This is a genomic window from Haladaptatus sp. QDMS2, from assembly GCF_029338295.1.
In the GTDB taxonomy this organism is placed as follows: Archaea; Halobacteriota; Halobacteria; order Halobacteriales; family Halococcaceae; genus QDMS2.
This window is the reverse complement of the sequence record NZ_CP119791.1, coordinates 2,287,314-2,312,921: the sequence shown is the minus strand read 5'-3', so window position 1 is coordinate 2,312,921 and position 25,608 is coordinate 2,287,314. Positions and strand designations below refer to the sequence as shown.

Annotated in this window: 29 protein-coding genes and 2 tRNA genes; 15 read left to right on the top strand and 16 right to left on the bottom strand. The window is 63.3% G+C overall.

What is annotated here, in order from left to right; all coding sequences use genetic code 11:
- Nucleotides 1–7 precede the first annotated feature (7 nt).
- The 3 genes from P1M51_RS12525 (at nt 8) to P1M51_RS12515 (ending at nt 2,919) form a co-directional block, all read left to right on the top strand.
- Nucleotides 8–1,411 carry a single-stranded DNA binding protein gene (locus tag P1M51_RS12525; protein ID WP_276274558.1) on the top strand — a complete coding sequence of 468 codons (1,404 nt, stop codon included), beginning with the start codon at nt 8–10 and terminating at the stop codon, nt 1,409–1,411.
- Nucleotides 1,412–1,477: 66 nt separating this feature from the next.
- Nucleotides 1,478–1,909, top strand: a complete 432-nt coding sequence (locus P1M51_RS12520; RefSeq protein WP_276274557.1) for a histone — start codon at nt 1,478–1,480, stop codon at nt 1,907–1,909.
- Nucleotides 1,906–2,919 (top strand): histone deacetylase, encoded by a 1,014-nt coding sequence (locus P1M51_RS12515; protein ID WP_276274556.1) that lies wholly within the window; start codon nt 1,906–1,908, stop codon nt 2,917–2,919. The genes P1M51_RS12520 and P1M51_RS12515 overlap by 4 nt, the downstream gene beginning before the upstream one ends.
- On the opposite strand, the gene cca is transcribed toward P1M51_RS12515, so the two are convergent.
- The gene (cca, locus tag P1M51_RS12510; RefSeq protein ID WP_276274555.1) at nt 2,898–4,259 is read right to left on the bottom strand and encodes a CCA tRNA nucleotidyltransferase; all 1,362 of its coding nucleotides are present in this window, start codon (nt 4,257–4,259) and stop codon (nt 2,898–2,900) included. The two genes, P1M51_RS12515 and cca, sit on opposite strands and share 22 nt — an antisense overlap.
- Nucleotides 4,260–4,358: 99 nt before the next feature.
- Here cca and P1M51_RS12505 point away from each other — a divergent pair.
- A tRNA-Asn gene (locus P1M51_RS12505) sits at nt 4,359–4,431 on the top strand.
- 355 nt (nt 4,432–4,786) lie between these two features.
- Here the strand turns inward: P1M51_RS12505 and P1M51_RS12500 are convergent.
- Nucleotides 4,787–5,206, bottom strand: a complete 420-nt coding sequence (locus tag P1M51_RS12500) for a hypothetical protein (protein WP_276274554.1) — start codon at nt 5,204–5,206, stop codon at nt 4,787–4,789.
- A gap of 97 nt (nt 5,207–5,303) precedes the next feature.
- Here P1M51_RS12500 and P1M51_RS12495 point away from each other — a divergent pair.
- A tRNA-Ile gene (locus P1M51_RS12495) sits at nt 5,304–5,378 on the top strand.
- A 393-nt stretch (nt 5,379–5,771) separates the two neighbouring features.
- Here the strand turns inward: P1M51_RS12495 and P1M51_RS12490 are convergent.
- Complete coding sequence (locus P1M51_RS12490; protein WP_276274553.1) at nt 5,772–6,128, bottom strand: four-helix bundle copper-binding protein; 357 nt, start codon at nt 6,126–6,128, stop codon at nt 5,772–5,774.
- A gap of 144 nt (nt 6,129–6,272) precedes the next feature.
- Between P1M51_RS12490 and P1M51_RS12485 the strand changes: the two genes are divergently transcribed.
- Nucleotides 6,273–6,749 carry a dihydrofolate reductase gene (locus tag P1M51_RS12485; RefSeq protein WP_276274552.1) on the top strand — a complete coding sequence of 159 codons (477 nt, stop codon included), beginning with the start codon at nt 6,273–6,275 and terminating at the stop codon, nt 6,747–6,749.
- A gap of 55 nt (nt 6,750–6,804) precedes the next feature.
- On the opposite strand, the gene P1M51_RS12480 is transcribed toward P1M51_RS12485, so the two are convergent.
- Complete coding sequence (locus P1M51_RS12480; RefSeq protein WP_276274551.1) at nt 6,805–7,689, bottom strand: ABC transporter substrate-binding protein; 885 nt, start codon at nt 7,687–7,689, stop codon at nt 6,805–6,807.
- Complete coding sequence (locus tag P1M51_RS12475) at nt 7,686–8,795, bottom strand: PGF-CTERM-anchored ABC transporter substrate-binding protein (protein WP_276274550.1); 1,110 nt, start codon at nt 8,793–8,795, stop codon at nt 7,686–7,688. Before P1M51_RS12475 ends, P1M51_RS12480 begins: the two co-directional genes overlap by 4 nt.
- A 126-nt stretch (nt 8,796–8,921) precedes the next feature.
- Here P1M51_RS12475 and P1M51_RS12470 point away from each other — a divergent pair, with 126 nt between their 5' ends.
- A complete protein-coding gene (locus P1M51_RS12470; protein WP_276274549.1) occupies nt 8,922–10,235 on the top strand; it encodes a cobyrinic acid a,c-diamide synthase in 1,314 nt (437 codons plus the stop codon).
- A gap of 10 nt (nt 10,236–10,245) precedes the next feature.
- On the opposite strand, the gene P1M51_RS12465 is transcribed toward P1M51_RS12470, so the two are convergent.
- The gene (locus P1M51_RS12465) at nt 10,246–10,893 is read right to left on the bottom strand and encodes a type 1 glutamine amidotransferase (RefSeq protein ID WP_276274548.1); all 648 of its coding nucleotides are present in this window, start codon (nt 10,891–10,893) and stop codon (nt 10,246–10,248) included.
- 74 nt (nt 10,894–10,967) lie between these two features.
- On the opposite strand from P1M51_RS12465, the gene moeB reads away from it, so the two are divergent.
- Nucleotides 10,968–11,789 (top strand): molybdopterin-synthase adenylyltransferase MoeB, encoded by an 822-nt coding sequence (gene moeB, locus P1M51_RS12460; protein ID WP_276274547.1) that lies wholly within the window; start codon nt 10,968–10,970, stop codon nt 11,787–11,789.
- Here the strand turns inward: moeB and P1M51_RS12455 are convergent.
- Both P1M51_RS12455 and P1M51_RS12450 read right to left on the bottom strand, forming a co-directional pair.
- On the bottom strand, nt 11,772–12,185 hold the full coding sequence (locus P1M51_RS12455; protein WP_276245503.1) for a desampylase: 414 nt from the start codon (nt 12,183–12,185) through the stop codon (nt 11,772–11,774). The two genes, moeB and P1M51_RS12455, sit on opposite strands and share 18 nt — an antisense overlap.
- Nucleotides 12,182–13,102, bottom strand: coding sequence for a cobalamin-binding protein (locus P1M51_RS12450; protein ID WP_276274546.1), 921 nt, complete (start codon nt 13,100–13,102; stop codon nt 12,182–12,184). The genes P1M51_RS12455 and P1M51_RS12450 overlap by 4 nt, the downstream gene beginning before the upstream one ends.
- Before the next feature lie 79 nt (nt 13,103–13,181).
- On the opposite strand from P1M51_RS12450, the gene P1M51_RS12445 reads away from it, so the two are divergent.
- Entirely contained in the window at nt 13,182–13,760 is a 579-nt protein-coding gene (locus tag P1M51_RS12445) for a DUF6663 family protein (RefSeq protein WP_276274980.1), read from the top strand.
- Nucleotides 13,761–13,802: 42 nt separating this feature from the next.
- Nucleotides 13,803–14,102, top strand: a complete 300-nt coding sequence (locus tag P1M51_RS12440; protein WP_276274545.1) for a hypothetical protein — start codon at nt 13,803–13,805, stop codon at nt 14,100–14,102.
- 42 nt (nt 14,103–14,144) lie between these two features.
- Here P1M51_RS12440 and P1M51_RS12435 read toward each other — a convergent pair whose 3' ends face one another.
- Nucleotides 14,145–15,077 carry a DMT family transporter gene (locus P1M51_RS12435; protein ID WP_276274544.1) on the bottom strand — a complete coding sequence of 311 codons (933 nt, stop codon included), beginning with the start codon at nt 15,075–15,077 and terminating at the stop codon, nt 14,145–14,147.
- Between the two features lie 194 nt (nt 15,078–15,271).
- Between P1M51_RS12435 and P1M51_RS12430 the strand changes: the two genes are divergently transcribed.
- The 5 genes from P1M51_RS12430 (at nt 15,272) to P1M51_RS12410 (ending at nt 17,622) form a co-directional block, all read left to right on the top strand.
- The gene (locus tag P1M51_RS12430) at nt 15,272–15,757 is read left to right on the top strand and encodes an Lrp/AsnC family transcriptional regulator (RefSeq protein ID WP_276245498.1); all 486 of its coding nucleotides are present in this window, start codon (nt 15,272–15,274) and stop codon (nt 15,755–15,757) included.
- A gap of 41 nt (nt 15,758–15,798) precedes the next feature.
- Nucleotides 15,799–16,131, top strand: coding sequence for a hypothetical protein (locus tag P1M51_RS12425; protein WP_276245497.1), 333 nt, complete (start codon nt 15,799–15,801; stop codon nt 16,129–16,131).
- Nucleotides 16,132–16,133: 2 nt separating this feature from the next.
- Nucleotides 16,134–16,547 carry a hypothetical protein gene (locus P1M51_RS12420; protein ID WP_276274543.1) on the top strand — a complete coding sequence of 138 codons (414 nt, stop codon included), beginning with the start codon at nt 16,134–16,136 and terminating at the stop codon, nt 16,545–16,547.
- A 100-nt stretch (nt 16,548–16,647) separates the two neighbouring features.
- Nucleotides 16,648–16,794 carry a hypothetical protein gene (locus tag P1M51_RS12415; protein WP_276245495.1) on the top strand — a complete coding sequence of 49 codons (147 nt, stop codon included), beginning with the start codon at nt 16,648–16,650 and terminating at the stop codon, nt 16,792–16,794.
- Between the two features lie 51 nt (nt 16,795–16,845).
- Complete coding sequence (locus P1M51_RS12410) at nt 16,846–17,622, top strand: winged helix-turn-helix domain-containing protein (RefSeq protein WP_276245494.1); 777 nt, start codon at nt 16,846–16,848, stop codon at nt 17,620–17,622.
- On the opposite strand, the gene bcp is transcribed toward P1M51_RS12410, so the two are convergent.
- From bcp to mutL, 7 genes are all read right to left on the bottom strand, one after another.
- On the bottom strand, nt 17,619–18,074 hold the full coding sequence (gene bcp / locus P1M51_RS12405) for a thioredoxin-dependent thiol peroxidase (RefSeq protein ID WP_276245493.1): 456 nt from the start codon (nt 18,072–18,074) through the stop codon (nt 17,619–17,621). The two genes, P1M51_RS12410 and bcp, sit on opposite strands and share 4 nt — an antisense overlap.
- A 31-nt stretch (nt 18,075–18,105) precedes the next feature.
- Nucleotides 18,106–19,374 (bottom strand): MFS transporter, encoded by a 1,269-nt coding sequence (locus P1M51_RS12400; RefSeq protein ID WP_276245492.1) that lies wholly within the window; start codon nt 19,372–19,374, stop codon nt 18,106–18,108.
- Between the two features lie 37 nt (nt 19,375–19,411).
- Nucleotides 19,412–19,552: a hypothetical protein gene (locus tag P1M51_RS12395; protein ID WP_276245491.1), complete on the bottom strand. Its 141-nt coding sequence runs from the start codon at nt 19,550–19,552 to the stop codon at nt 19,412–19,414.
- A 30-nt stretch (nt 19,553–19,582) separates the two neighbouring features.
- Entirely contained in the window at nt 19,583–20,806 is a 1,224-nt protein-coding gene (locus P1M51_RS12390) for a PGF-CTERM sorting domain-containing protein (protein WP_276245490.1), read from the bottom strand.
- Between the two features lie 156 nt (nt 20,807–20,962).
- Complete coding sequence (locus P1M51_RS12385; protein WP_276245489.1) at nt 20,963–22,348, bottom strand: NAD(P)/FAD-dependent oxidoreductase; 1,386 nt, start codon at nt 22,346–22,348, stop codon at nt 20,963–20,965.
- Nucleotides 22,349–22,417: 69 nt separating this feature from the next.
- The gene (locus tag P1M51_RS12380; protein WP_276245488.1) at nt 22,418–23,371 is read right to left on the bottom strand and encodes a sugar kinase; all 954 of its coding nucleotides are present in this window, start codon (nt 23,369–23,371) and stop codon (nt 22,418–22,420) included.
- 93 nt (nt 23,372–23,464) lie between these two features.
- Nucleotides 23,465–25,501, bottom strand: coding sequence for a DNA mismatch repair endonuclease MutL (mutL, locus tag P1M51_RS12375; RefSeq protein ID WP_276245487.1), 2,037 nt, complete (start codon nt 25,499–25,501; stop codon nt 23,465–23,467).
- Nucleotides 25,502–25,608 lie beyond the last annotated feature (107 nt).

The window sequence follows — 25,608 nt, the reverse complement described above, 5'->3', positions numbered from 1 at the left end:
TACGATTATGGGCGATATCGAGGACATCTATGCGGACCTTGACGCTGACGTCTCGGAGGAGGAATTCCGCGAGGCCGTCGCCGCGAAAGTCGAGCAGATGGGGGGCCTCGCCGACGAGGAAACGGCGGCCATGCTCATCGCGCACGAACTCAAAGACGGCGAGGTTTCCGGCATCGTGGACATCAAACCCGGTCAAGAGGAGGTCAAGTTCATCGCGAAAGTGGTGAAGGTCGGCGACCTGCGCACCTTCGAGCGCGACGGCGAGGACGAGGACGGCCGCGTCATCAACGTCGAAGTTGCGGACGAAACCGGAACGATTCGCATCACCTTCTGGGACGAGCAGGCTCAAGCCGTGGCCGACGGCCAACTCGACGTCGGCACGGTCCTCCGCATCAAGGGTCGCCCGAAAGAGGGGTATAACGGCGTCGAAGTGAGCGTCGACCAGGCCGAACCCGACGAGGACGTCGAAATCGACGTCGAGGTGCTCGACACCCACACCATCGAGAAACTTTCACTCGGCCTCTCGGACGTCAATCTCCAGGGGAAGGTGCTCGACACCGGGACGGTTCGCACCTTCTCGCGGGACGACGGCTCCGAGGGTCGCGTCGCGAACATCACGCTCGGCGACCCGACGGGACGCATCCGCGTCACGATGTGGGACGAGCAGGCGAACCGTGCCGAGGAACTCACCACAGGCACGTCCGTCGAAGTCGTAGACGGCTACGTCCGCGAGCGCGACGGCAACTTAGAACTGCACGTCGGCAACCGCGGCAAGATAGAGGAGATAGACGAGGACGTAGAATACGTCCCCGAATCGACGCCAATCGCCGACCTCGAAATCGGCATGAACGCCGACATCGGCGGCGTCGTCCGCTCTGCGGACCCAAAGCGAACCTTCGACCGCGACGACGGGTCGGAGGGACAGGTCAGAAACATCCGCGTGCAGGACTCGACGGGTGACATCCGCGTCGCGCTCTGGGGCGAGAAAGCTGACTACGAAATCGCGCCAGGTGACGAGGTCCACCTCGCAGATGTCGAAATCAAAGACGGCTGGCAGGAGGACATGGAAGCCTCCGCGGGCTGGCGGACGACAATCACGGTGACTCAGGACACCGACCGCGAGGTAGAGTCGGCCACACAGGACAGCCCAAGCGACACGGGACTCTCTGCGTTTGCCGAGGGGAACAAGCCGAAACCCGAGACGGGTGACGACGGCGATGCTGAAGCCAGCGCGGACGGTGAGACTGTCGAATTCACCGGAACGGTCGTGCAGGCTGGCAATCCGGTCGTTCTCGACGACGGGAAAGAGACGATGAGCGTCGAAACCTCCCAGACGGTGCAGCTCGGCCAGGAGATTACGGTCCGAGGGACGCTCCGCGACGGACGACTCGACGCGACCGATATCTTCTAAGCGGCGCAGCGACGGCTAGCGAGTCCGACGGAAACTCTTATGGGGCAATCGGACCCCTTCTGTGGTATGAGTGTAGAGCTACCGTTCGCCCCGGTAGACACCATCATTCGGCGCAATGCCGGGTCCCTCCGCGTGAGTGCTGATGCTGCAGAAGAGCTCGCACGCCGGATTCAGGGGCACGGCGCGACGCTGGCTATCGACGCCGCAGAGCACGCGACTGCGGACGGTCGCAAGACGCTGATGGCACAGGACTTCGGGGTCGAACAACTCGTCGACAAGGATTCGCTGACGCTGCCCATCGCGCCTGTCGACCGCATCGCCCGCCTACGCATTGACGACCGATATCGCGTGGCGATGGACGCGCGAATCGCCCTCGCGGACATCCTCGAAGACTACGCTGAAAACATCTCAATGGCCGCGGCGATTCTCGCCAGGCACGCAGACCGCCGCACCATCAAGGCAGAAGACATTCAGACGTACTTCGAACTCTTTGAATGAGATTTGGCTACAGCGAGGTCTGTCTGGACCACGACACGGGGGTTCGCCATCCTGAGAGTCCAGACCGTCTCCGCGCGATTCGTCGCGGACTCACGAAGCAACACGGCGTCGACTACGTGGAGGCAGCCCCCGCGACGGAGGCCGCCGTCCGCGCCGTCCACGAAGACGAGTACGTAGACCGCGTCAAGCAATTCTGTGCCGATGGCGGCGGTGAGTGGGACCCCGACACCATCGCCGTAGAAGCGACGTGGGACGCCGCCCTGCAGAGTGCCGGCCTCGCGGAGTGGGCCGCGACGGCCGCCCTCGACGGCGAAACAGGCCGCGACACGCCGTTTTCTATCGGCCGGCCGCCGGGTCATCACGCGGTCTACGACAACGCGATGGGCTTTTGTTTCGTGAACAACGCTGCCGTCGCAGCCCAGACCGCCCTCGACAGCGGCGACGCGAGTCGGGTCGCAATCTTCGACTGGGACGTCCACCACGGTAACGGCACGCAAGACATCTTCTACGAGCGTGGCGACGTCCACTACTCCTCGTTCCACGAGGCGGGCCTCTACCCCGGGACCGGCGAGGCAGAAGAAGTCGGCGAGGGGGCAGGTGAGGGAACGACGCTCAACGCCCCGCTCCCCTCGGGTAGCGGCGACGCGGAGTACGCAGACGCGTTCGACCAACTGCTCGTCCCCGCACTGGAAGCGTTCGAACCGGACCTGCTCCTCGTGAGCGCCGGGTTCGACGCCCACGAACACGACCCCATCTCGCGAATGCGCGTCTCGACGGAGGGCTACGGCGTGCTCACCGACCGCGTGCGGTCGCTCGCGGCAGACCTCGACGCCGCGCTCGGGTTCGTTCTCGAGGGCGGGTACGGACTCGATACGCTCGCAGAGAGCATCACGATGGTCCACGAGGTGTTCGACGGGCGCGAACCGGTCCAACCTGAGGGCGACGCCTCAGAACGCGCCCAAATAATCATCGACCGGGCCGCGAAGGTTCACGGCTTCGGCGAGAAGTAATGCGCCAGTTGCGCTCCGAACTCACCTGCGAGGTCGGCGACGTCGGACCCAGCCAGCACCTCGTACTCCTTCTGTAACTGCCGTTGAATCGTCGCCCCGAGCGCCACGTCGAAGAGCGCCTCGCTTTCGAGGAACGCCCGCGCCGTCGTGAATTCACGGTCGCGTTCGACGACGTAGCGGTCACCGTCGATGAACGGCCCGAAGGCGTCAGGGTCGTCCGCGTATTTCTCGTAGAAGCCCGTCGCGTGCTTGCGGACGTGGACCGGCGGTCCCTCGTGGCGCTCTATTGCTGGACGACTCGCCACTTCGAGCTCGGCGAACAGCACCGCCGTCTCCGCCGCAAACGTGGCCGTTCGGAGCACGTCGAAGCCCCGACGGTCGAGTTCGCTCGCCATGCCTTCGATGGACTTGCGCAACTGCGGGTAGAGTTGGTCCTCGACGATGTCCGGCGTCTCGAAACGGACCGCGACGGGAATCGTTCCCCGGCGGTCGATTGCCGTCCGGACCTGGTCTGTGTTGAGGGGGTCCGGAGTGGCGGGGATGAACATGGTTTCACTCGGCGCGGCGAGGAACGCCCGGGCGTAGTGTTGCAATCGAGCGACGTTCGCGGGCGAGACGGCCGCGGCGACGTTCCGACGTGGGTCGGTCGGGTCGATGACGACGAGTGGGTCGGTGAAACTGCGCTGGCCGTGATTCTCCGAGTCGAACTTTACTGGCGGCTTCCAATCGGCCGCGGCTTCGAGAAACGCGAGAAGGCTCCCGTACTCGAGAATCAGGAGTTCGGTGAGATAGCCGGAAAATCCCTCCGTCCGGAGGTCTGACCCGTAGCTCCCGATTCCCTTCAGGAACTGTTTCGCCAGACGCACTTCTCCGGCGAGGTCGTCGGTGAGGTGGTCGTCTAGATACTCGGTGTGAAACGGCGTCCGGTCTACTGCGGACTTGATATCGGCGGCCGTTGGCACGGCATAGCAGGGCACGAGGTCCACGCTGAAGCCGTCGTAGTCGCCTTTGGTGTAGGGATGTTCTGCGTACTCTTTTTGCCCGTCGGGGAGGACGGTAGCGCCAATTTGCAGGCCAAACCGTTCGAGTTCCTCGCGCGCAAGTGATTCTGGAAACCGCACGAACACGTCGATGTCGCGGTCCCCGCTGATCCACGTCCCGCGGGCGGTGCTCCCGACGAGGATGGTGTCGGCCTCGACGCCGAGGTCGGCGATGGCCTCTTCGGTGCGCTCGAGGAGCGCCGCTGCCGCCTCGGTGAGTCGGGCTTGCTCGTCAGCGCCGGGCTCGACCCACGCCCGGACGCTCTCGAAGACCCGCTCGTACTCGTCTCGCTCAGTCATTGAAACTGCTTGCCCGCGCGGTAGTGAAAGCGTGTCGATGCGAGGGAAAAAACGAAAGTCATATCATGCAACTCCCTCTACCAGAAAGTGCAGTAATGGGCCGTCGTAGCTCAGATGGTAGAGCACCTCGCTGTTAACGAGGTGGTCCCAGGTTCGAGCCCTGGCGACGGCGCTTCTTCCAATCATCACCCCTCACGAGGAGTCTCGTCTCCGAGTGACTTCGATGATTGTTCGTCGCGCAACAAAGGGGTCGAGCAAGGAGCACGCAGCTCGACCGGAGGGAGAGTTCGTGCGACTGAGTTCGAGCCCTGGCGACGGCGCTTCTTCCACTCTCAACCCGTGAGGAGCTCCTGCTCCAAACACATTCTGAGAGTGGTATCAGCGAAACTCGACAGGCTCGAATAACGAGCGAACGCAGTGAGCGAGTGGATTCGAGCCCTGGCGACGGCGCTTCTTCCAATCATCACCCCTCACGAGGAGTCTCGTCTCCGAACGACGCGAATCAGTGCCGGTAGCTGAAAGTACCGTTATTCAAGGAGTCGATTGAACGCATCGACCGTCTCTTCGAAGGCGTTCACGTCCATGGCATCCGTCGTCAGGAGTACGCCGTGGTTGCCGCGGACGACGCGGACGACGAACCCCTCTTCGTGGAATCGGACGGTGAATTCGTAGGGGCCGATGCTCGACGGGGCACTCGTTTCTGTGAGAACGGTTCTGAGTGGCGCTTCAGCGAATCCCATCATCTCCAAATCGACGAGTCGCGACTTGGCGTCGCGCACCTCTGCGCCCGACTCGTAGAGGTCGGTGCGGCTGTACAGCACGTCGAACTGTGAGGGCGTGAAGTACACCACGCTTCGCAGCGTGTCACCGAGACTGGTTCGGGCTGCACTTACGATACTCTCTGCCAGTTCGTGGTCGATGCCGGTGACGAAGTCCCCTCGTTCCATGGTGGGGTAAGAGGGGCCGGATTGTATCAACCATATCGGTGGCGGGGATTCGGCAAGCGATAGGCTAAATACGAAGACGAGAAAAGGAGCCAACAGAGGGCCCTTAGCTTAGTCTGGTTAAAGCGCCCGGCTCATAACCGGGTGAGCGCTGGTTCAAATCCTGCAGGGCCCATTCGAGTGCCTGAACGACAGTGAAGGCCGAGTATTAAGCACGAAGGATTTGAAGCAAGGAGCGAGCGCAGCGAGCGACTGAGGTTCAAATCCTGCAGGGCCCATCAATTTTGCGACGAACGAAGGTGAGGAGCAAATCGCTGACGGACTGCAGGATTGAAGCCTGCAAGACGAACGCAGTGAGTCTTGCTCTGGTTCAAATCCTGCAGGGCCCATCATACACCTTCAATCACGGACTCTGTCGCTTCCACAGCAATTTGCTTTTCAGCATCGACCATAAGGTCCAGTCCCAGTATCATCGTGCGCGATTCGGTCTCGAAGAGGCACTTCTCACGAATCTCGTAGGTTCCTTTGGGGAGGCACAGAGCGATTCTCAAAAAAACGAGTGCGTCCTCTACGCCGACGCCATCTGCCGACACGTCTCGGCACATTCGGGCAGCACTTCGGCACACAGCTGGCAGTGGTCGTGGTCGTGCTGTGCGCACTCTTCGGCGCAGGCTTCACAGAGGTCGGCGCAGATGCTCGCGAGGTCGTTGCTGTAGTCCGAATCGCGTGCCATGAATCGGGCGTGGAGCGAGGCAATATCCGCAACGTCACGGCAGAGACGGATGCACTCGCCCATGCCGTCCTCGTCGGCGCAGGCGTCGGCACACCACTCGCACACCTCCGCAGCGCGGGTGCAGTTCTCGATGCATTCTTGCTGCTCGTCGCTCAGGTGACTGATTTCGGAGACGGTGTCTGCCAGTGACATAGCGTGTCTAGATACGACGGCTTCCCTTTCCCCAGTTGTGGCTCAGAATGTTACGGTCCGTCGGGGCTGAATTTCGGAATCTAAATCGTGGCGTCTCACCTTCCCGGTGAATACGCTTTTTTCCCGCGCTGTCGCAGATTACGTATGGAACTCGTTTCGGTCGCCGCCATCTCAGATAACCTCGTCATCGGGAAGGACGGGGAAATTCCGTGGGAGAGCATTCCCGAGGACAAAAGACAGTATCGCGCCCGCATCGCGGACCATCCCATCATCCTCGGACGAAAGACGTTCGAGTCGATGCTCGATGACTTGCCCGGTACCGCACAAATCGTCCTCAGTCGGAGCGAGACGGCGTTCGAACCTGAAACTGCCCACCACGCCGCCGACCTGGAGGAGGCGCTCGACATCGCAGAATCGCTCGGCGACGACACGGTGTACGTCATCGGCGGCGGGAAAATCTACGAACTGTTCCAGCCGCACCTCGACCGAATGGTTCTCAGCCGCGTTCCCGGCGAGTACGAGGGCGACGCCTACTACCCGGAGTGGGACGAGGCCGACTGGGAACTCGAATCCGAGACCGAGTACGACCGATTCACGCTGCAAGAGTGGGTGCGTGTATAGCCACAGAGACAATCACGCGAATTTTCCGGGAGGGAGTCGGACGCCTGGCCCGAATTTACGACGGCGTCGGGTGAAGCAGATTCGAAACCGTCTCTGCGAGTTCGACGAGTCGCGGTGTCCAGCGATTGAGTATGGTTCCGTCAAGCACGTGGACGCGGTCTGTCCGGACGGCAGTGAACTCATCCCACCCGGAACGGGTCGTCAATTCGGAGAGGTGCGCCCGCGTCTCGTCCGGGTCCATGCCACAGGGTGAGACGATGAGTACCGCTGGGTCGTACTCGCGGAGGCGGCTCCAGTCGAGGGATACGCTCCGCTCACCGGACTCTGCGAGACCGTACGCACCGCCAGCAGCCGCGACGATATCCGGCACCCAATTCGCGCTGACGTGGAGCGGGTCCATCCATTCGATGACCGCGGCGCGTGGCCGGCTCTCGGGTACTGGATTCGCAATCTCTGCGAGTCGTTGACGGCAGTGGTCGACGACCGCCTTCGCTCTCTTGTTCCGTCCCGTCGCCTCGCCAACCTGCATCACGCACTCGAACACGTCGTCCAATGTGCGTGCGTTAAGGCCGAGTACCTCGCTCGATGTCTCGCCGAGCGTGTCGCGAACGAACGCTTCGTCGACCGCACACACGCCACAGACAGACTGGCTAAGGATGAGGTCTGGCCGACAGGATTCGAGCAGACTCGTATCGAGTTCGTACACGCCTCCCTCGCGTCGTGATTTGGTCACGGACGTGTGGCGGGCCGCGCTCGTTTCGCCGGAAACTCGTGAGCGGTCGATGACCGGTCGAGACTCCACTGCCGGGGGGAAATCACAGGCGTGAGAGACGGCGACAGGTTCGATTCCAAGGGCGTAACAGATCTCCGTTCCCGATGGGGAGGTCGAAACGACTCGCGGGGTCGGGGTCGGATTGTCCGGAAAGAGCGCGTCGGTCATCTTTCACTCCGCCCGAACAATGCGACAGCCGAAAGCACGCAGAACGCGGCGAAGGTGACGAGGAGACTGAAGCCCGGGCCGGTGGTCTGGGTCGTTGACTCGGCTACGGTAGTCGAGTTGGTCGCCGTCGTTCGGGTTGTGGTCGCGGTTGCAGTTGACTCAGTGCTCGCGTTGGCGCTAGTTGCGGCGTACGCCTCCGGGTGGAGCGTCGCCGCGAGTTTCGACACCGCGCGGACGGTTCGCGGAGCGGGTCGGTTCAAATACTCCAGTTGAATCACGACGACGTTCCCGGATTTAACGGCGGTCGTTTCGTTGTAGGCGTCGGTTTTTGGGACGGCTGGCGTGTCCGTATTTCGGATGATCCAGTCCGGGTTCGCGCCAACGATGAACTCTGGGTTCACCGCCTGATAGCCTTCGATTCCGGCTTCGGCGGCGACGTTACGTCCGCCTGCGCGTTCGATGATGGTGTCGATGAACGTGTCGCTACCTGCGGTATACCCATAAAAGCTGTAGAGGACCGTCGGACGGTCCTCACCTTCGACTGCGGTATCGACGACCGAGAGGTTCTGTCGCATCGAAGCGACCGTGTTCCCAGCGCCATCACAGGAGCCGACGAGACGACCAACTGTCGTCACTTTCTCTTCGATGTCTTCGATGGTCTCTGCTCGGTGGATGTGATAGACCGTCACATTTGCGGCTCTCAAGGCGCGAATCGTGTCCTTCGAGGTGGCGTTCGGGGCGAGGACGAGGTCGGGTTCGAGTCCGACTACCAGCTCGATATTGACGATTCGCTCGCCGCTCGAAACGTTCGTCCGCGTCTCGGCTCCTTCCAAATTCGATGCGTACTTTGTGAGGCCGACGACCTTCTCGCGCTCGCCGATTTCCCACATCGTCTGGGCCGCGCTCGGACTGAGTGTGACCACTCGAGTGGGTTCCTCGGTCAACCTCACCTCGGTTCCAGTCGCGTCGGTGAGCGTCACCGGAAAGCTACATTCTTCGGCCGAAATCGCGTTCGACCCCGTCGCGTGTCCGACTGCCCCGACGGGGAGCAGCGTCACAGCCACGAGAAGCGCGATGACAATTGGTGCGTGTGTTTGCCCGTTCATCATATACGGCGATGCCCGTAACACAATAAAATTTTATCTAATGAAATTAAATTTGTCTACGATGAGCTACTGCTGTGTCGATTCACGACGGAAGTCGCAGCCGAAAGCGACGGGAGTGAGGTACTGATGCGAGGGGTCGTCCTCGGGGGAACGTCGTCGGGCGTTGGTAAGACCGTCGCCACCATGGCCGTGTGTCGGGCGCTGACGCACGCAGGATATTCCGTGCAACCGGCGAAGGCGGGGCCAGATTTCATCGACCCCTCGCATCACGCGACGCTCGGCGCTCCCTCGCGAACGCTCGACCCCTGGTTACAGGGGCGGGCGGGCATGCGCCAGAACTACGCGCGTGGAACCGGAGATGTCTGCGTCGTCGAGGGTATGATGGGGTTGTACGACGGCGACACCTCGACAGCACAGGTCGCTGCGCAACTCGAATTGCCAGTCGTGCTCGTCGTGGACGCAAGCGCAGGGATGGAAAGCGTCGCGGCCACGGCGCTCGGCTTCAAATCGTTCGCGGGGCACGTTGACGTCTCAGTAGACGTGGTCGGCGTCATCGCGTCGCGGGCCCATCCTGGCCGCCACGTAGATGGGATTCGAGCGGCGCTGCCATCCGATATCGAATTCTTGGGGTACATCCCTCCGCGCGACGACCTCACCATCCCAGAACGGCACCTCGGATTACATCTTGGCGATGAAGCCCCGCTTTCGACGGACGCGCTCGATGCTGCGGCGGACGGTGTTCGTGGGCATCGGTTCGCCGAAATCGCTCGTGAACCCACGTGGTACGAAGACTGTCGTGCGACCCAGGAATCGCGCGAATCTGAACCGACTCCTCGGGCACCCACAGTCGCCGTCGCACATGACCAGTCGTTTTGCTTCATCTATCCGGCGACGCTCGAACGTCTCCGCAGACGAGCGACAGTCGTCCCGTTCTCTCCAACCGCAGGCGACGAACTCCCTCCATGTGACGGCGTCTACATTCCCGGCGGCTATCCAGAGCGGCACGCCGCTGACCTCGCCGAAAGCCAGACCCTGTCGACGCTCGCGACCCGGGCCGAAGACGGCCTTCCGGTTTTCGGCGAGTGCGGAGGATTCATGGTGCTTGCTGACACGCTCACGACGACCGATGGCACTACCCACGAAATGGCCGGTGTGCTTCCTGCGGCGGTGACCATGCACGAGCGCTACCAAGCACTCGACCACGTCGAACTGCGGGCACGAGGCCGGACATTGACGGCGATGCCTGGAGAACGCCTCCGCGGCCACGAGTTTCACTACTCCGCTGCGACGGCCGCCCCGGACGCTACGTTCGCGTTCGACGTCGAACGCGGCACCGGCATCGACGGACGCGAGGGGTTGACGGCGTACCAGACGCTTGGGACGTACGCTCACTTCCACCCGGAAAGTGGCGCATTCGACCGATTTCTGGACCAGCTTTAGGTTCCGTCGGTCAGGATTGACGGTCGCCGGCTAACGAGACGAAATTGGCGAGCGTTTTCACCGCAGTCACGTCGTCGAACGACCGCTCGGTGTCAGTCCAGCCAAAGTCTTCGCGGACCGCGTTCAAGAGTTCCGCAGTGAACTCGGGGTGGAACTGTACCGTCCAAACGGGGGCCTCGCGGTGGCGAGTGGCGAAGTTCTCGTAGTAGTCGGCGGCGGCGAGTACCTCCATTCCGTCGCCGCGCTCGACGACGAAGTCGCCGTGGACGGCCGGAATCACGTCGTTTACGCCCTCGAACAGCGGGTCGTCTCCGAGGTCGACGGTTTCGAGTTGCGCGTGTGTCCCGCGGTGTTCGACCCGACCGCCGAGCGCCTCGTTGATGAGTTGGTGGCCGAAGCAGACGCCGAGCGTCGGAACGCGCGCTTCGACCAAGTCCAAGATGAACGCCTTCTCGTCGTCCATCCACGGATGGTCGTCTGCCTCGTACACGCCGGCGGTGCTGCCGCCGATGACGACTGCTTCGACGCCGTCGAGTGCGGGCCGTCCGCCCTGGGCCGGGTAGTCGTAGACGGTCACCTCGCCGGGCAGGTGCGAAACGAGTGCCTCGCCGAAGTAGCGATAGCGCGGGTCCACCTCGTTTTCGAGGACGAGAACCATTGCTCGGGGGTAGGGATGGGGGCGTGATAAGCCTCACCCGGGCGTTTATCCTCCACCACCGCCAATCTGAAGCCATGGGCTTGGACCTCGACGCGACACAACTCGACCGCTACTCCCGGCACATCATCATGGACGAAGTCGGCCCCGAGGGCCAGAAGCGCCTGCTCGACGCCCGCGTTCTCGTCGTTGGTGCCGGTGGTCTCGGCGCACCGATTATCCAGTATCTCGCTGCCGCGGGCGTGGGCACCCTCGGCATCGCCGACGACGACGTGGTCGAACGGAGCAACCTCCAGCGCCAGGTCATCCACGCCGACGCGAACATCGGCGACCCGAAAGTCGAGAGCGCCGCGGAGTACGTGGCCCGACTCAATCCCGACATCACCGTCGAAACCCACGAACTGCGCGTCACCCCCGACAACGTAGAGGACCTCATCGCGGACTACGACTTCGTGGTCGATGGCTCCGACAACTTCCAGACGCGCTACCTCGTGAACGACGCCTGCACCCTCGCCGGCACGCCCTTCTCGCACGGTGCGATTTACCGCTTCGAGGGGCAGGTCACGACCTTTTCGGGCGACGAGGATTCGCCGTGTTATCGGTGTGTCTTCCCCGAAGCGCCCCCGGCCGGAACCGTCCCCGACTGCGCGACGACGGGTGTCCTCGGCGTCCTCCCCGGGACCGTTGGCTGCATTCAGGCCACGGAGACGGTGAAACACCTGATGGGCAAAGGCGAGACGCTTACCGGTCGCCTGCTGTTCTACGACGCGATGGACATGACCTTCGAGGAGGTCACCATCCAGAAGAATCCCGAGTGCCCGGTCTGCGGGGAGGACCCGGCCATCGAGTCCGTCCACGACGTGGAGTATGCGGAAACCTGTTCAATCACCGCCGACTGAGACGACTTCCTGTTCGAACCGGTCGCCGGTCCACTTCCACGACCCGACGAAGGGGCGGCCCGCGAGTGCGACGATAACGTACGAGTAGCCAGGCCACGTCGCCTGAGCCTCGTCGGTGGCGCTCGGCCCCGTCGGCCCGTCGGGATGTGAGTGATAGAAGCCAACCACTGACGCGCCGCGCTCCTCGATTTCCTCCATCACGTCGAGCTGTGCCTCCGGGTCGAGGGTATAGCGCGTCCGTGGCTGTTCAGCCACGTTTTCGACCGGGTGGGCGGCCTGCACCTGTGCTGTGTCTCCTTCGCGCCCGCCTTCGAGGATGCCACAGATCTCTTCGGGTGCGCCCGCCATCGCGTGGTCCACGAGTGCGTCGTACGCTTCCTGCGTGAATCGAATCATCGTGGGGGGATGGTTCGGGAGATTGTGGCCGCGACGGTGGGGTCTGGATTGCCGAACTCCTCGGGATGAATCAGTCGTGCGAGATGTTCGAGCGTGTCCACGAGTCGCGGGCCGGGGCGGTTCACGAGATGGTGACCCTCCATCGCGTAGGCCCGGTTCGTCCGGACCGCGGTGAGGTCGTCCCACCCCGGGTTCTCGCGAAGTTGCGTGGCGTCGTCGCTGGCGTCGGCCAGTTCGAATCCACAGGGAGCCGCGACGAGCACGTCCGGGTCGCACTCCCGAATCGTCGCCCACTCGCGGGGTCTGGACTCCGCGCCCACGTCGGCGAGTGGGTAGGTTCCCCCAGCCAATTCCACGAGTTCGGGAATCCAGTGACCGGCGACCATCACCGGGTCGAGCCAGTCGAGGACGGCGACTGTGGGTGATTCAGCGGCTGCGCTCGCCCGCGATTCGACCTCGCTGACCCGCGCTTGCAGTGTAGAAACGACCTCCTCGGCCGCCTCCTCTTGACCCGTCACCGCGCCCACCTTCCGCAGGTCGCGATACAGGTCTGCGAGCGAGTGAACGTCCGTCGTCACGACTTCGGCGTCCAGGCCGAGATCGCGGACGGCCGTCTCGACGAGCGCTGAATCGACCGCGCACACGTCACAGACGCCCTGCGTGACGACGACGTCCGGGTTGAGCGTCCGCAGCTTCTCGCGGTCGAGCGCGTAGACGCTGCCGTGTTCGGCCATCGCAGCCTGCACCTGGACGTCGATTTCGGCGCTCGTGGCCGAGGCGTCGATGCGCGATTCGACCACGGACGGCAGGTTGGCGGCGGCGGGCGGGTAGTCACACTCGTGGCTGACGCCCACGGGCGTGACGCCGAGGGCGTAGAGCAACTCGGTGGCGGCGGGCAGGAGCGAGACGATGCGCATGGGCGTCGGTTGGGGGTCGGCGCTTGTAAGTCATCCCCGAGACGGGCGGTTCAAGAGGCTCCCCGGCCTACCGCCGGGCATGCAGGTGACGACCCACGGGACGTTTCGCGTTCTCGAGAGCACGCGTGAGGAGAACGAACTCCTCCTGCTCGACGTCGAATCGTACGACCCGACGTACGTGGCAGTCGGCGAGTCGGTCGCCGACCTCGAACCGGGCTACACCATCGACGCGACAGTCGAGTGGGAAGCGGGCACGCCGCGGGTCACGACGCTCTCGGTGCGCACGGAGACGCTGTTCGAGTTCGTAGACGGCGCGACGAACATCTTCGAGGCCGCCCAGGACACCTGGCAGGAGGGTGAGTCGATGGGTGAGGGGATGAACTCCACCGTCACCTATAGTACCGACAACGAGCCAAACGGCGTCGTCTACACCTTCGCGAAACAGGCGGGTGAACGCGACCTGTTCTCCGAGTTCCGCGACGGCATCACCCCTCTCGAACCGCTCGTCGAACGGGTCGGCGAGCACGTCGCGCCGCCCTACGAGGTGTTCGTTCTCAATCCGGAGGTCGAACCGTTCGTCGTGGTCTACATCTGTCTGGAGAAGGGCGGCATGCTCGCGGACACGGTTCGGGACACCTACGACTGCCCGCGGCGGTAGCGGATTTTATACCACAGGCCCACATACGAGACGCCAATAGCTATGCAAGATTCATCCGACCGCAAGTCACTGGAAAATCTTCGACTCCGTCTTCGCATCCTCTCTGGAGCCCACAAACTCGAAGCAATCGAGTACGAAGACGAGTGGAGCGCAGAGCAGAAAGGCGAGTCACTCGGCAAGTCGGTCGCCTACGGCAAGGCCGCAGATTTCGTCGCGGAAATTCTCTCGGACGACTACGAATCTCAGGACGTAAACGACCTCATCACCGACCTGCCAGAGGAGTGGAGTCTGAACCTGCTTCGCTACGCTGCGTACTCGGAGCGCGGCGAAGAAGAAGCGTAGCGGGCGACTGTTTTTCGAACGTTTCTCGCAGAGAAATGGCGCTCAGAACCGGTGGGTGGTTCGGCGCGCTCTGGCCGACGCCCTGTGGAACGCCGCCTGCAGGGTCTCGTACTTGATGAGCGCGAATCCGACGAAGATGGCGACGAAGCCAGCGAGCGTCGGTGCGCTGATGACGTGACCGAGCAGGAGGAAGCTCATCGTGGAGGCGACGACCGGTTCGAGGTAGCCGATGAGGTTAATCTCGATTGGGCCGAGGATGTCGAGCAACTCGAAGTAGAGCAGGAACGCGACGACTCCCGAGATGAGCGTCAGGTACGTGAGCGACGTGACGGCGGGAAGGGTCCACTCGATAGCGGCGAACGACTCACCGCGAGCGACGCTGACGACGTGAAGCAGGCCGGACCCGAGGAGCATCGCCCAGCCCTGCAGGGTGGGGAGCGGGAGGTCAGAGCGAATCGGCCGGGTGAGCACCGACCCGAGGGCGAAACTCGCCGCGCCGAGGAAGATGAGGACGATGCCGAGCATACTCGCAGAGAGCAGGTTAGATGGGTCGGGGTTGGCGATGACGACCACGCCGACGAGACCGGCCAGCAGGCCGGCAATCCCCAGCGGGTGAAGCGACTCGTCTGGGAGCAACGTGCTCGCGAAGACGGCGGTCAACACCGGCGAGAGGCTGATGATGACGGCGGCGATCGCGCCGGAGACGTGCTGTGCGCCGAGATAGAGCAGGCCGTGGTACGCGCCGATGATGGTGACGCCCGTGATGGCGACGAGCAGTAACTCGTCTTTCGCGCGTGGGAGCCACCGGTCTGTGGTCAGGGCCGCGTAGCCGAGGATAATCAGCCCGGCGACGTCGTAGCGCAGGGCGGCGAACAGGAGTGGTGGGAATGCGTGCAGGCCCACCTCGATGGCGACGAAGGAGGTGCCCCAGAACGTCGCGAGGAGGGCGAACATAGCGAGGAGCCGTTTGTTCATGTGTCTAGTCGAAATAGACGCAGGCATTTAAACTCTACTACAAACAATCCATTATAGTTTGTAGAAATATACGAGAATTGGTCCAAACTTCGATTTTGATGGGTAATTAATCCTTATAGATTGAGCGCTGGGTGTCCGCATGGCTCGTCACTGAGAGGATAGATTCAACCGCCTCGGTGGCGTGGGTTGGGCCAATGGACGAGCGCGACATCACGCTGCTCAAGGCAATCGTGGACCTGGAAACCGGGAGTCCAGAGAAACTCCACGAGGAGACGGAGATTCCGGTCTCGACGATTCACTACCGACTGAACAAACTCAAAGAGCGAGGCGTCATCACCAACGACCTCTACGACCTCGACTTAGAGGAACTCGGCCTCGGCGTCACCGTCATCGTGGAGGTGCTCACCGACTACCACGGCCCCCACCAGGACGTAGAGGAGAAACTGCTCGCCATCGAGGGCGTGACCAAGGCGTACTTCACGATGGGCGAGACGGACTTCATCGTCATCGCCCAGCTTTCTGACGCGGACAAGGTAGAACGCCTCATCACCGACTTCGAATCGCTGGAGGAGGTAGAGCGCACCAACTCGACGTTCGTCATCTCGACGCTGCGCGACAGCAATCGGGCACTCGACAGCTACAGCCTCGAAACCCTCCTCGACGAACTCGCAGAAGAGTGACGATGGTGGCCATTATGTGCCTGCCGCCCCTCTCGTGAGCCATGAGCGAGTCGCTCGAAGAGACGCTCGAAATGCACCTGATGAGCTTCGGCGTCTACGTGACCGACGCGACGGTAACCCAGGAGACGCTCGAACTCGAATACGAGACGGTTGCTCCGGGCACGGGCGTTCCACAACAGAGCGTCGGACAGGTCGTGACGGTTTACCGCGAACAGGCAGCCCGCCCACGCAGAATCGAGGCCCGCGTCACCGACACGGAGGGAACGTTGCGCGGCACCTGGCACATGGAAAAGGGCTGGCTCGAAGCCCTGGACGCGGAGGACATCACTGAGGTTGGGTTCTCCACCTACGTCCTCAACACCATCTCGGAGTGACGATGGACACGGCGGGGATTCAGCGCGCGCTCGGAGCCGAGTATGGGGAGTTGATTCGCGAGACGCTTCGGTGTGCAGACGCCGTGAGCGAGGCGTGGCCGGACGAGTCAGTACGCGACCGCGAGCACGTCGTCGAACCGTTTCGCGCCCTCCTCACGGACCGGGGCGTGCTCTCGACCTACCCCGCAATGCTCGTGACGGCGGTCGAGGCCGGCGGCGAGACGATGCAGGCACAACCGGTCGCCGCCCCGCCCTACGTCGTCGTGACGAGTACGGGGCCACTACTGCGCGCAACCCTCCCTGCAGGCCGCCTCGTCATCCGCATTGAGGCCTTCGACGTGGTGGGTAGCGGGCCGCCGACGTACACGCGGGCGACATCGTCCCCGGACACCGCGCTGTCCGTCGATTATAGATAACTGTTGTGACTGTTCAACAGCCCGATTTGTCAAAACTAGCGACTGCATAATTATGGTGGATTAGTTGTAATACGTGACTAACGGCCAGGGGAGAATATCCGTGTTAGATAGAGTAAAAACCGTATTTGCCGTCGACGACGACCCAGTCGTCTACGAGTGCCGAGAGTGTGGAACGACCGTCGAGTCCGCATTCAGTGAGTGTCCGTACTGCGGCGAAGCCGACATCGCCCGGCTCGAAATCGAGTGAACCAACCCACCCGTACGCTTATCCACCTGACGCTTCATCACAGAGTAGAGTATGGGTACGCCAGCACCGCGTGAGGCGATGGAGGTCGTCGGGAAACGGAGCGAACTCGTGACGTGCCTCCTCGACGGCCCACAGGACACGCGAGACCTCGTAGACGCACTCGGGGCGTCACGCTCGACCGTCTACCGGGGGACGCGTGAACTCGAGGCGCTCAGACTCGTCGAACAGGACGGTGGCAAGTACCATCTGACGACGTTTGGGCGACTCGTAGTCGAACTGTACGACTCGTTTTACGAGAATCTAAAAACGCTCTGTGAACTCGAAACGCCCCTCTCTGACCTCCCTCGCGAAGCGAACCTCCCTGCCGACGTGTTCTGTGGCGGCGAGGTGGTCCACGCCGTCTCCCACGACCCGGACCGCCCGGTCGATGCCTTCGAGCAGGCGGTCAGAGAGGCCTCGCGCCTCCAGGGGTTTTCCCCGATTACCCGGTCTCGGTACGTCGAACTGTTCGCAAACGAGTTGCGCTCGGGGTCGCTCGAGGCCGAGTTACTCACGACGACCTCCGTCGTCACCTACCTCGTCTCCGAGTACGCGGACGTGATGGAGGACGTGTTCGCGCTCGAAAATTTCCGCTTTTTCACGACCGAGGAACCGCTCCCGTACGAACTTATCGTGGTCGAGGAACCGGAACCGTTCGTGGGAATAAGCCTCTACGACAGCCGCCAGAACATGCGGGCGTTCGTCACTAACCACGACGCAGACGCCATCGCGTGGGGCAGAGCGCAGTTCGAATCGTACCGTGAATTGGCCGAGTGCGTGACCGACTAGTCGAGCGCTTTGAGGACGGTCGCTGCGTGGCCCTCCGGTGTGACGTTCCGGTAGACGTCGACGACGGTGCCGTCAGGCCCGACGAGGTAGGTGTTCCGGAACACGCCGTCGAACGTCTTGCCGAACATGTTCTTCTCGCCGTAGGAGTCGTAAGCTGCGGCGACCGCACCCGACTCGTCGCTCAGAAGTTCGATGGGCAGGTCGTACTTTTCAGCGAAGTCCTGTAGGTCGCCAACAGGGTCGTCACTGATGGCGAGCACCGCGATGTCGCGCGCTTCGTACTGCTTCCAGAGGTCGCGAAACTCGCAGGCTTCGGTGGTACAGCCGGGCGTGTCGGCCCGCGGGTAGAAGTAAACGACGACGTGTCTGCCAGCGTAGTCCGCGAGTGAAACGTCCTCGCCGTCCTGATTCGTGAGTGTGAACGAGGGAGCCTCGTCTCCGACTTCGAGCATACCCTTGCTTGGGACCCCACGACGAAACCCGTTATGTTGTCGGCTCGACCCCGAACACCACGAACACGAGCGTCCCGACGAGGCCAACGACGGTAGCCACGGTGAACGCGATCGTCGGTGATTGGGCGTAGAGAAAGCCGCCCACGGCCGCCCCCGGCACAGTGAGTGCGTTCCTGAGCAGGTAGTACGCTCCCGTGACTCGCCCGCCAGCCCCTTTCTCTGCGGGGCCGACGATGAGCGCCTTGTGTGCGGGAAGGCCCGCAAAGCGCAGGCCCGAGAACGCGAAGACGAGCGCGACCACGAGTGCCTCCGGTGGTGCGGATATGAGGAGAATGGGGGTGAGCGCGTACACCGAAAACCCGGCGGCAACGACGGGTTTGAGCCCCCAGTTGTCGGCCACCCACGCGCTCGGGAGCATGACAAGCAACGCGACCACCATCTCCACGGCGAGCAACACCCCGAAATACGCCTCCGGGCGCAGGAGGCCAACGACTGGCAGGGTCGCGCTCACCTGTAAGCGGTCGACCACGACGAGGACGAAGAAGACGTACACCATCCCGTTGGCGAACCGGACGAGAGTGTCCGCGACGAGCAACGGGCGCAGCGGCCGGGGGAGCGCGGCGAGGTCCTCGCGCACCGACGCGAGTCCGGCCCACGCTTTCCCAAGCGTGTCGCCGATCGGGTCGTAGAGGAGGCGCTGGGCGACCGTCGCGACCACGGCGAAGCCAATCGCGACGACAAGCACGAACTGAAAGCCGTCGAGGAACCCGGCGGTGAGCGCGAAGATGGCCGTCGCGAACAGCGGGCCGAGCAGGAAGCCGACCCGGCGGACGACCTCCGTGGCGGCGAATCCGCGTGCGAGATGGGCGGCATCCACGCTCTGTTTGACGAGCGCGAACGTCGCGCCGAGGCCGAGCGAGTTCCACGCCTGGACCAGGACGAGGCCGACGAACAGCCACGCCCACGCCGGGAGCGGCCCGCCGAGGCCAGGCGCGGCCAGCCAGACAACGAACCCGACGACAGAGAGCAGGCCGAACAGCGTGAGCGCTCGCCGCGTGCCGATGCGGTCAGAAATCGCCCCGCCCGGGTAGGGGTAGATGGCCGCGATGAACTGCTTGAAACTGCCGAAGATCCCGATGACGCCCGCGCCGGCCCCCAGCGCCTGCATGTAGGCGGCGACGTACCGGTCTGTCATCTGGTAGGAGAGGCTGAACGCGAGCATCGCGACGGAGAGGACGAGCACGTCGCGTTCGAGTCCGGCCACCTCTCTAAGCGTCCGGCGGACGCCGTCACCTGCCATACGTGGTGTCAGATGCCGACCAAAATAGCACTAGGTGTCACTGACGTTTTACCCGCTGTTCTTCCTCCGCTTCGAGCCAGATACGGTCGAACCACGCAGCCCGCCACCGCCAGCGAAGCCACTGGTGGACGGCGAGAACGGCGAAAAACGCCCCGATGACCAGCAGGCTCAGATCCATACGAACAATTGGTGTTGAATCGACCTAACCTTATCTCAGCCGCCGCCGGGCGAGGAACGCTACGACGACCAGCGCGAGGACGGCTGTGATGGCGGTAAAGCCCGGCAGGCCAACGTTGGTGGTGGTCTCGTCGTCAGCGACGGTGGTCGGTTCGGTAGTCGTCGCCGTCGTCGTCGGCGCTTCCGTGGTCGTCGTCTGCTGGCTGGCCTCGATACCCTCAACGACGAGCGGTTCTGACTGGAGCGAGTCGATACTTGCGACGAGTTCTTGTTCACCCGCAGATTCGATGGTCGCCACGAGGACGCCCTGGTCGTTCGTCTCGCCGACCGCAGAGCCGTCTACCGTGATGGTGGCTCCGCTTACAGGGTCGCCGTACTCGTCTGTGACTTCGAGCCTGACGCTCTCACCGACGACGATGCGGCTCTGTGCGGATTCGATGGTCACCGACGGCGTTCGCTGGATGGTGGCGTCCACGGTTCGAGCACGTTCGGCGACGTTGAACTCGACGGTCTGTCCGTCGTAGCCTTCTTTGGTAACCTCCGCACTGACGCGCGTGTTCACCGGGATCTGGAGCGTCGCCTCACCGTTTCCGAGGGTCGTCACTGTCGACCCGCCGACGGTCACGCGGGCGTCCTGAACCGGCCGTGCGGGGTCGAAGTGGTCGTCTCGCACGGAGAACTGAACGGTCACCGACCCGCGCTCTAAGTCGACCTGTCGGTTGATGTCGCCCGTGACCGAGAGCGGGCCCCGATGGGTGAAGTAGCCCGATTTGAGCACGGTGATGCTGTACTCCCCGCGCTCGATGATTCCCGTCTCGACCGACCCGTCGCTGTCTGTGGTCTCGCGGACGATTTCCTGGTTGTCCTTCGAAAGGATGACGCTGGCGTCTGCGAGCGGTCCGTCTTCGTCGCTCACGACGAGGTCGACCGACCCTCGCTGAGCCACGTTGACGGTAATCTCCTGTTCGCTCGCATCTTCAACGACGAGCGGGCGATTTCTCACGTAGGTGGGGTGGGAGACGGTTATCGTCACGTCTGCTCCCTCGGGCACGTCGAGGAACGCCTTGCCGTTGCCAGCGGTCGTGCGGGTGAGCTCGCCGCCGTCCCACGACGCCGTGAGTTCGGCGCCGGAGACGGGGGAGCCTGCTCGGTCGACGACGCTCGCGGTGAGCGTCACGGTTTCCTGTGCGGCGACTGGTCCGGCGAATACGGAAAAAATCACGACCAGTGTGACGGCGAGCGCACGAAATCTCATACGTCTACTTCATGTCCAAAGAATATAAATCTCTGTCATCCTGTCTCATAGAATCGTCAGACGGTGTGCTGTGTAGCGAAAATTCTATGCGAATACTGGCTTGTCCCCCTCCGAAATCGCGTGACCTGTTTGAACGTGAAGAGGTGTCTGACGCCCTTACAATTCGTCCTTCGCGGCGCGGAACAATCCATCGAGGATTTCGGGGGTCGTCGGGTGGTAGGCGCGGTCCGGAAGCGTGCGCACGTCCTGGCCGAGCGCAACCGCCACGTGCATCGTCTTCGCCATCACGTCCGCGTGGAGATGTAATCCCTGATAGCCAAGTAGCGTCCCGTCGCGTGCGACCACCAGCGTAGCCATCCCCTCGTCGTGGTGTTTCGTCTTGAACACGCCGTCGGTCGCCGCTTCGCGGGTCACCACTATCGGGTCGTAGCCCGCGTCTCGTGCGGCCTCGGGCGTGTGGCCGACGCGAGCGTAGGGGTAGACGCCGAGTCCCGAGAATACGACGAGATGGCGGTAGTTCTCGTAGGGGTCGAGTGGGTCGCCTGCGATGTCCGCGAGAATGTTATCCGCGGCGGTGAATCCCTGTTCTTTCGCGACGTGCAACAGCGGTTCCTTTCCGTTTGCGTCGCCGACGACGTAGGTCCGGTCGTCGGTCGTCGTCTGCATCGTGTCTCTGACCCACCCCGATTCGGCTTCGATGTTCGTGTTTTCGAGGCCGAGACTGTCCACGTTCGGTCGGCGACCGGTGAACACGAACAGGTCGTCAGCGTCGAGGGTCTCGGTCGAACCGTCTCGGTCGACAGTCATGCGAACGCCGCCATCGTCGGTGCTTTTCACTGCCTGCTCGCGGGTGCGCGTTAGAACCTCAATGTCGAACTCGTCGCGGTAGATGTCCAGAACCCAGTCCCCGTACTCGTCCGGGGCGTCGTCGAGCGGGCGAGCGTCGTGCTCGATGACGGTTACGTCCACGCCACACTCGCTGAGATAGGGAGCCAGTTCGAGGCCGATGACGCCAAAGCCCATCACGATGGCCGAGTCGGGGAGGGTCGTGGCGTCGAGCACGTCGTCGCTCGTCCAAAACTCCACGTCGTCGATACCCGGAAGGTCGGGAATCGAAACCGTAGACCCGGTTGCGATGACGAGGTAGTCTGGTTCGATGGTCCGGTCGGAGACCGCCAGTTCTCGGTCCCCGACGAACGTCGCCGTTTCGTGGTGGAAGGTCACGTTATCTCGTTCGGCGAGGCGGTGAACTGCCGCCCGTCGGTGTTTCGCAAAGTTCGAGATGTGCTCGTCTTTCGTCTCGACGACCGCCTGCAGGTCCACCTCGGGGGTTCCCGTGACCCGCTCGTCGTGGCGGACGTGAAAGCGGTGGGCTGCCGCCGAGAGCACCTCTTTCGAGGGCATACAGCCCCGGAGGATACAGAGGCCGCCGCCCGGCTCTCCGTCGTCTACGAGCGTGAGGTCCACGTCCTCCTCGGCGAGCGACTGGGCGACGGCGACACCGGCGCTGCCGTACGCGCCGATGATTGCGACGTGCGTCATACGATAAGATGTTGCGGGCGTGCCTGTTAGCCGTTTGGCCCGGTTGTGCGATTCCAGTCCGCCCGGTGGTTACCGGCGGTTTGCGTCCGATTGCTCCGTGAGAACCCGTTCGACCTCCGGCAGAGAGATGGTCGCCGCCGCACCGGGAATCGTCCGGGCGAGGGCCGCCGTTGCGACCCCGTATCGAATCGCGTCGTCGAAGGAATTTCCGGCGAGATGGCGAGCCACGAATGCCCCGCAGAACGCGTCGTAGGTCCCTTCTGGGTCGACGGTCTCCGTGTGGATTGGCTTCTGCTCGTGGATGGTCGTCCCGTCGAGAGCGATTGCACCCTGTTCGCCACGAGAGAGGACGACGGTCTCGAGATCGTACTCCGTCGCGATTCGGTGGGCGAGCGCCGCCGGTTGCCCTTCGAGGTCGAACACCGTCCGGGCGTCGCGCTCGCGTCCGATGAAGATGTCTACCGCGGAGAAGTACTCGGTGAGCGTCTCGCGGGCCTCCTCGGGTGTCCAGCAGTCCTGCTGGTAGTCCAGACTGAACACGGTCTTCACCTCCGCGTCCTTCGCCTGCCTGAGCAGGCGGGCCGTCGTCTCGGCGAGCGTGTCAGAGATTCCCGGCGTCACCCCGCTGACGAAGAAACAGGCTGCATTTTCGACGTACTCCTGGGGTAGTTCGTCCGGTGTGAGCGTGCCAATCGAAATTCCCATTCGGTCGGGCGTGCGGGTCGCCTTTCGCGGCGCGGTCGCCTGTTCGACGTAGACGACTCCCTGCCTGCCCTCGTCGGTCCAGACGATTTCCGTGTCGATGCCGTGCTGGCGAATCGACCGCGCGACGTGGTGGCCAATCGGCGTGTCCGGCAATTTTGAGAGCCACGACGTGTTCGTACCGAGTCGCTGGGCCGCGATGGCGACGTTACACTCCGGGCCGGTAACACAGGCGGTAAACCCCGAGGCGGTCTCGAGTCGGTCGTTCGCCTCCGGTTTGAGTCGGAGCAGTGCTTCCCCAAAGGTAACCAGGTCAGCCATGAATCTATTGACACTTTCTACCGACTTAATTCAGTGGGGTGAGACTGTCTGGAAAAGCAGAGATTCGCGTTTCCCGGGGTCGTGTCGCTCGATTCACTCTTCACGGCGGCCGGCGTGGCCGGGGTAATCGCGCTCGAAGCGGTTCTCGATTTCAGCGCTCGAGATCTCGATGACGACCGGTCGGCCATGCGGGCAGGCGTAGGGGTTCTCGCAGGCGTCGAGCGCGGCGAGCAGGTCAACCACCGACCCCTCCGTGAGCGACGTGTTCCCCGTAATCGACGGGTAGCACGCGAGGTCGGCAAGGAGGTGGTCGCGCACGGCGTCCACCGTCTCTGCGGGCCGTTCTGTGTCGACGAACTCTGAGAGCACGTCCCTGAGCAACGCCGGGTCTGCCGCCCCCGCAACGACCGAGGGAACCGCCGTCAGCCGAACAGTCCGGTCGTCCGCAAGGGTCGCTTCGAATCCCAGTTCCGCGAGCGTCGCTTCGTAGTCTGCGAACAACTCGGCTTCGCGTGCGGTGAGTTCGAGCGAAACTGGCGACGCGAGCGCCTGTGCGGGCACGTCGCCGAGGAACTGCTCGCGGAGGCGCTCGTAGTTCACCCGTTCGTCCGCCGCGTGCTGGTCTACGAGGACCATTCCCTCTGCCGTCTCCGCGACGATGTAGGTGTCGTCGAGCTGGCCGAGGACGCGCAGCGCGGGCAGGCGGTCGAACTCGCGCTCGCCCGTCGTCCGCTCGCCAGAAAGCGTCTGTTGTGTCGGTCGGTCGCGGAACTTCCGGTTCGAGGTGGTGTCGGTGGGCGTCTCGGCTGTCGGGTCCGCCGACTCACGCCGGGCCGGTGCTGTCCGCGTCGATTCGTCGCTGCTGTCTGCCGTTTCGGGTTCGCCTCCCTCGTTACCGTCCTCGTCCGCGCTGCTCTCGTCGGTGGCTGGACGCGAGGCGGCCGCTGGACGCGCCCGACGGCGTTTCTCGGGGCGAGACGGCGTAGGGCGTGTCCGGGTGCGTTTGCGGGTCGCCGGATGCGAGACGCCGGGTGATTCGGTGTCTTCTTGCCCGCTCGTCTCGGGGACGATTTCTGTCTGTTCGGGGGCAGACCGGCCTCGCGGGGCCGCCGTCCGAACGAGGCCTTCGCGCATCAGCGCGCCCTCGACGGCGTTTTTCACTTGCTCGCGAACCGCCGCGTCGTCGCCGAACCGGACCTCCATCTTCCGCGGATGGACGTTTACGTCTACGGTCTCTGGCGGCACGTCGAGGAACAGCACGGCGAAGGGGTAGCGGTCGGGAGCGATTTGCGACCCATAGGCTTCGACGACGGCGTCGCGGACGGGTTTCGAGGTGACGTATCGCCCGTTCACGTAGGTCGAGACGTATTCGGCACTGCTCCGGGTGGTTTCGGGGTGGCTCACGACGCCCGAGAGGTCGGCGAGCGGCCCCGGTGGAACCTGCTCGACAGGTAGCATCGCTTTCGCCACTTCGCGGCCGTACACCGAGAGTAGCGTCGCTTCGAGCGACCCCTGTCCGGTGGTTGAGAACACCTCGCGTTCGTTGTGTTCGAGGGTTACCGCGATGTCCGGGTTGGCGAGGGCGTATTGCGTGACGACGGTGTTCACATGCGCGAACTCCGTCGACTCCTGCTTGAGATATTTCTTCCGGGCAGGCGTGTTGTAGAACAGGTCCGCGACGTCGATGGTCGTCCCTTCGGGACACCCGGCAGGTTTCACGTGTTCGACGCTCCCACCTTCGTAGGCGAGTTCCGTGCCCGTCTCGCCTCCGCGAGGTTTCGTGCGGATGGTCAGCCGCGCCACTGCGCCGATGACGTGGAGGGCCTCCCCCCGGAAACCGAGCGTCCCGATGCCCGCCTCCAAATCCGAACTGTCGCGAATCTTGCTCGTGGTGTGCTTCTGGACGGCCAGTTCGACAGCTTCGCGGGTCATCCCGACCCCGTCGTCGCTGATGCGGATGCCCGCCTTCCCGCCCTGCTCGACGGCGACGGTGATGCGCGAGGCGTCCGCGTCGATGCTGTTCTCGACGAGTTCCTTGACGACGGAGGCCGGGCGCTCGACTACTTCCCCGGCGGCGATTCGCTCGATGGTCGTGGCGTCGAGGTGGCGGATTTCGGGGCGGTCGGTCATCGGCCCGCCTCCGCGTGTGTGGTGACTGTACGAAGAGAGAGAACGCGTGGACAGTCGGTCATCGTCCACACCGACGGGGTAGACCCCTATCAATCCGATGCTGTTCG

Excerpts from the sequence above, each read along its gene's own strand:
- P1M51_RS12525 (WP_276274558.1), top strand. The coding sequence starts at position 8 with ATGGGCGATATCGAGGACATCTATGCGGACCTTGACGCTGACGTCTCG.
- P1M51_RS12400 (WP_276245492.1), bottom strand. The coding sequence starts at position 19,374 with ATGGCAGGTGACGGCGTCCGCCGGACGCTTAGAGAGGTGGCCGGACTC.
- cca (WP_276274555.1), bottom strand. The coding sequence starts at position 4,259 with ATGACTGAGCGAGACGAGTACGAGCGGGTCTTCGAGAGCGTCCGGGCG.
- P1M51_RS12485 (WP_276274552.1), top strand. The coding sequence starts at position 6,273 with ATGGAACTCGTTTCGGTCGCCGCCATCTCAGATAACCTCGTCATCGGG.
- mutL (WP_276245487.1), bottom strand. The coding sequence starts at position 25,501 with ATGACCGACCGCCCCGAAATCCGCCACCTCGACGCCACGACCATCGAG.
- P1M51_RS12435 (WP_276274544.1), bottom strand. The coding sequence starts at position 15,077 with ATGAACAAACGGCTCCTCGCTATGTTCGCCCTCCTCGCGACGTTCTGG.
- P1M51_RS12465 (WP_276274548.1), bottom strand. The coding sequence starts at position 10,893 with ATGGTTCTCGTCCTCGAAAACGAGGTGGACCCGCGCTATCGCTACTTC.
- bcp (WP_276245493.1), bottom strand. The coding sequence starts at position 18,074 with ATGCTCGAAGTCGGAGACGAGGCTCCCTCGTTCACACTCACGAATCAG.
- P1M51_RS12410 (WP_276245494.1), top strand. The coding sequence starts at position 16,846 with ATGGGTACGCCAGCACCGCGTGAGGCGATGGAGGTCGTCGGGAAACGG.
- P1M51_RS12470 (WP_276274549.1), top strand. The coding sequence starts at position 8,922 with ATGCGAGGGGTCGTCCTCGGGGGAACGTCGTCGGGCGTTGGTAAGACC.
- moeB (WP_276274547.1), top strand. The coding sequence starts at position 10,968 with ATGGGCTTGGACCTCGACGCGACACAACTCGACCGCTACTCCCGGCAC.
- P1M51_RS12445 (WP_276274980.1), top strand. The coding sequence starts at position 13,182 with ATGCAGGTGACGACCCACGGGACGTTTCGCGTTCTCGAGAGCACGCGT.
- P1M51_RS12390 (WP_276245490.1), bottom strand. The coding sequence starts at position 20,806 with ATGAGATTTCGTGCGCTCGCCGTCACACTGGTCGTGATTTTTTCCGTA.
- P1M51_RS12450 (WP_276274546.1), bottom strand. The coding sequence starts at position 13,102 with ATGCGCATCGTCTCGCTCCTGCCCGCCGCCACCGAGTTGCTCTACGCC.
- P1M51_RS12380 (WP_276245488.1), bottom strand. The coding sequence starts at position 23,371 with ATGGCTGACCTGGTTACCTTTGGGGAAGCACTGCTCCGACTCAAACCG.
- P1M51_RS12500 (WP_276274554.1), bottom strand. The coding sequence starts at position 5,206 with ATGGAACGAGGGGACTTCGTCACCGGCATCGACCACGAACTGGCAGAG.
- P1M51_RS12395 (WP_276245491.1), bottom strand. The coding sequence starts at position 19,552 with ATGGATCTGAGCCTGCTGGTCATCGGGGCGTTTTTCGCCGTTCTCGCC.
- P1M51_RS12520 (WP_276274557.1), top strand. The coding sequence starts at position 1,478 with ATGAGTGTAGAGCTACCGTTCGCCCCGGTAGACACCATCATTCGGCGC.
- P1M51_RS12480 (WP_276274551.1), bottom strand. The coding sequence starts at position 7,689 with ATGACCGACGCGCTCTTTCCGGACAATCCGACCCCGACCCCGCGAGTC.
- P1M51_RS12515 (WP_276274556.1), top strand. The coding sequence starts at position 1,906 with ATGAGATTTGGCTACAGCGAGGTCTGTCTGGACCACGACACGGGGGTT.
- P1M51_RS12490 (WP_276274553.1), bottom strand. The coding sequence starts at position 6,128 with ATGTCACTGGCAGACACCGTCTCCGAAATCAGTCACCTGAGCGACGAG.
- P1M51_RS12425 (WP_276245497.1), top strand. The coding sequence starts at position 15,799 with ATGAGCGAGTCGCTCGAAGAGACGCTCGAAATGCACCTGATGAGCTTC.
- P1M51_RS12475 (WP_276274550.1), bottom strand. The coding sequence starts at position 8,795 with ATGAACGGGCAAACACACGCACCAATTGTCATCGCGCTTCTCGTGGCT.
- P1M51_RS12420 (WP_276274543.1), top strand. The coding sequence starts at position 16,134 with ATGGACACGGCGGGGATTCAGCGCGCGCTCGGAGCCGAGTATGGGGAG.
- P1M51_RS12430 (WP_276245498.1), top strand. The coding sequence starts at position 15,272 with ATGGACGAGCGCGACATCACGCTGCTCAAGGCAATCGTGGACCTGGAA.
- P1M51_RS12440 (WP_276274545.1), top strand. The coding sequence starts at position 13,803 with ATGCAAGATTCATCCGACCGCAAGTCACTGGAAAATCTTCGACTCCGT.
- P1M51_RS12385 (WP_276245489.1), bottom strand. The coding sequence starts at position 22,348 with ATGACGCACGTCGCAATCATCGGCGCGTACGGCAGCGCCGGTGTCGCC.
- P1M51_RS12455 (WP_276245503.1), bottom strand. The coding sequence starts at position 12,185 with ATGATTCGATTCACGCAGGAAGCGTACGACGCACTCGTGGACCACGCG.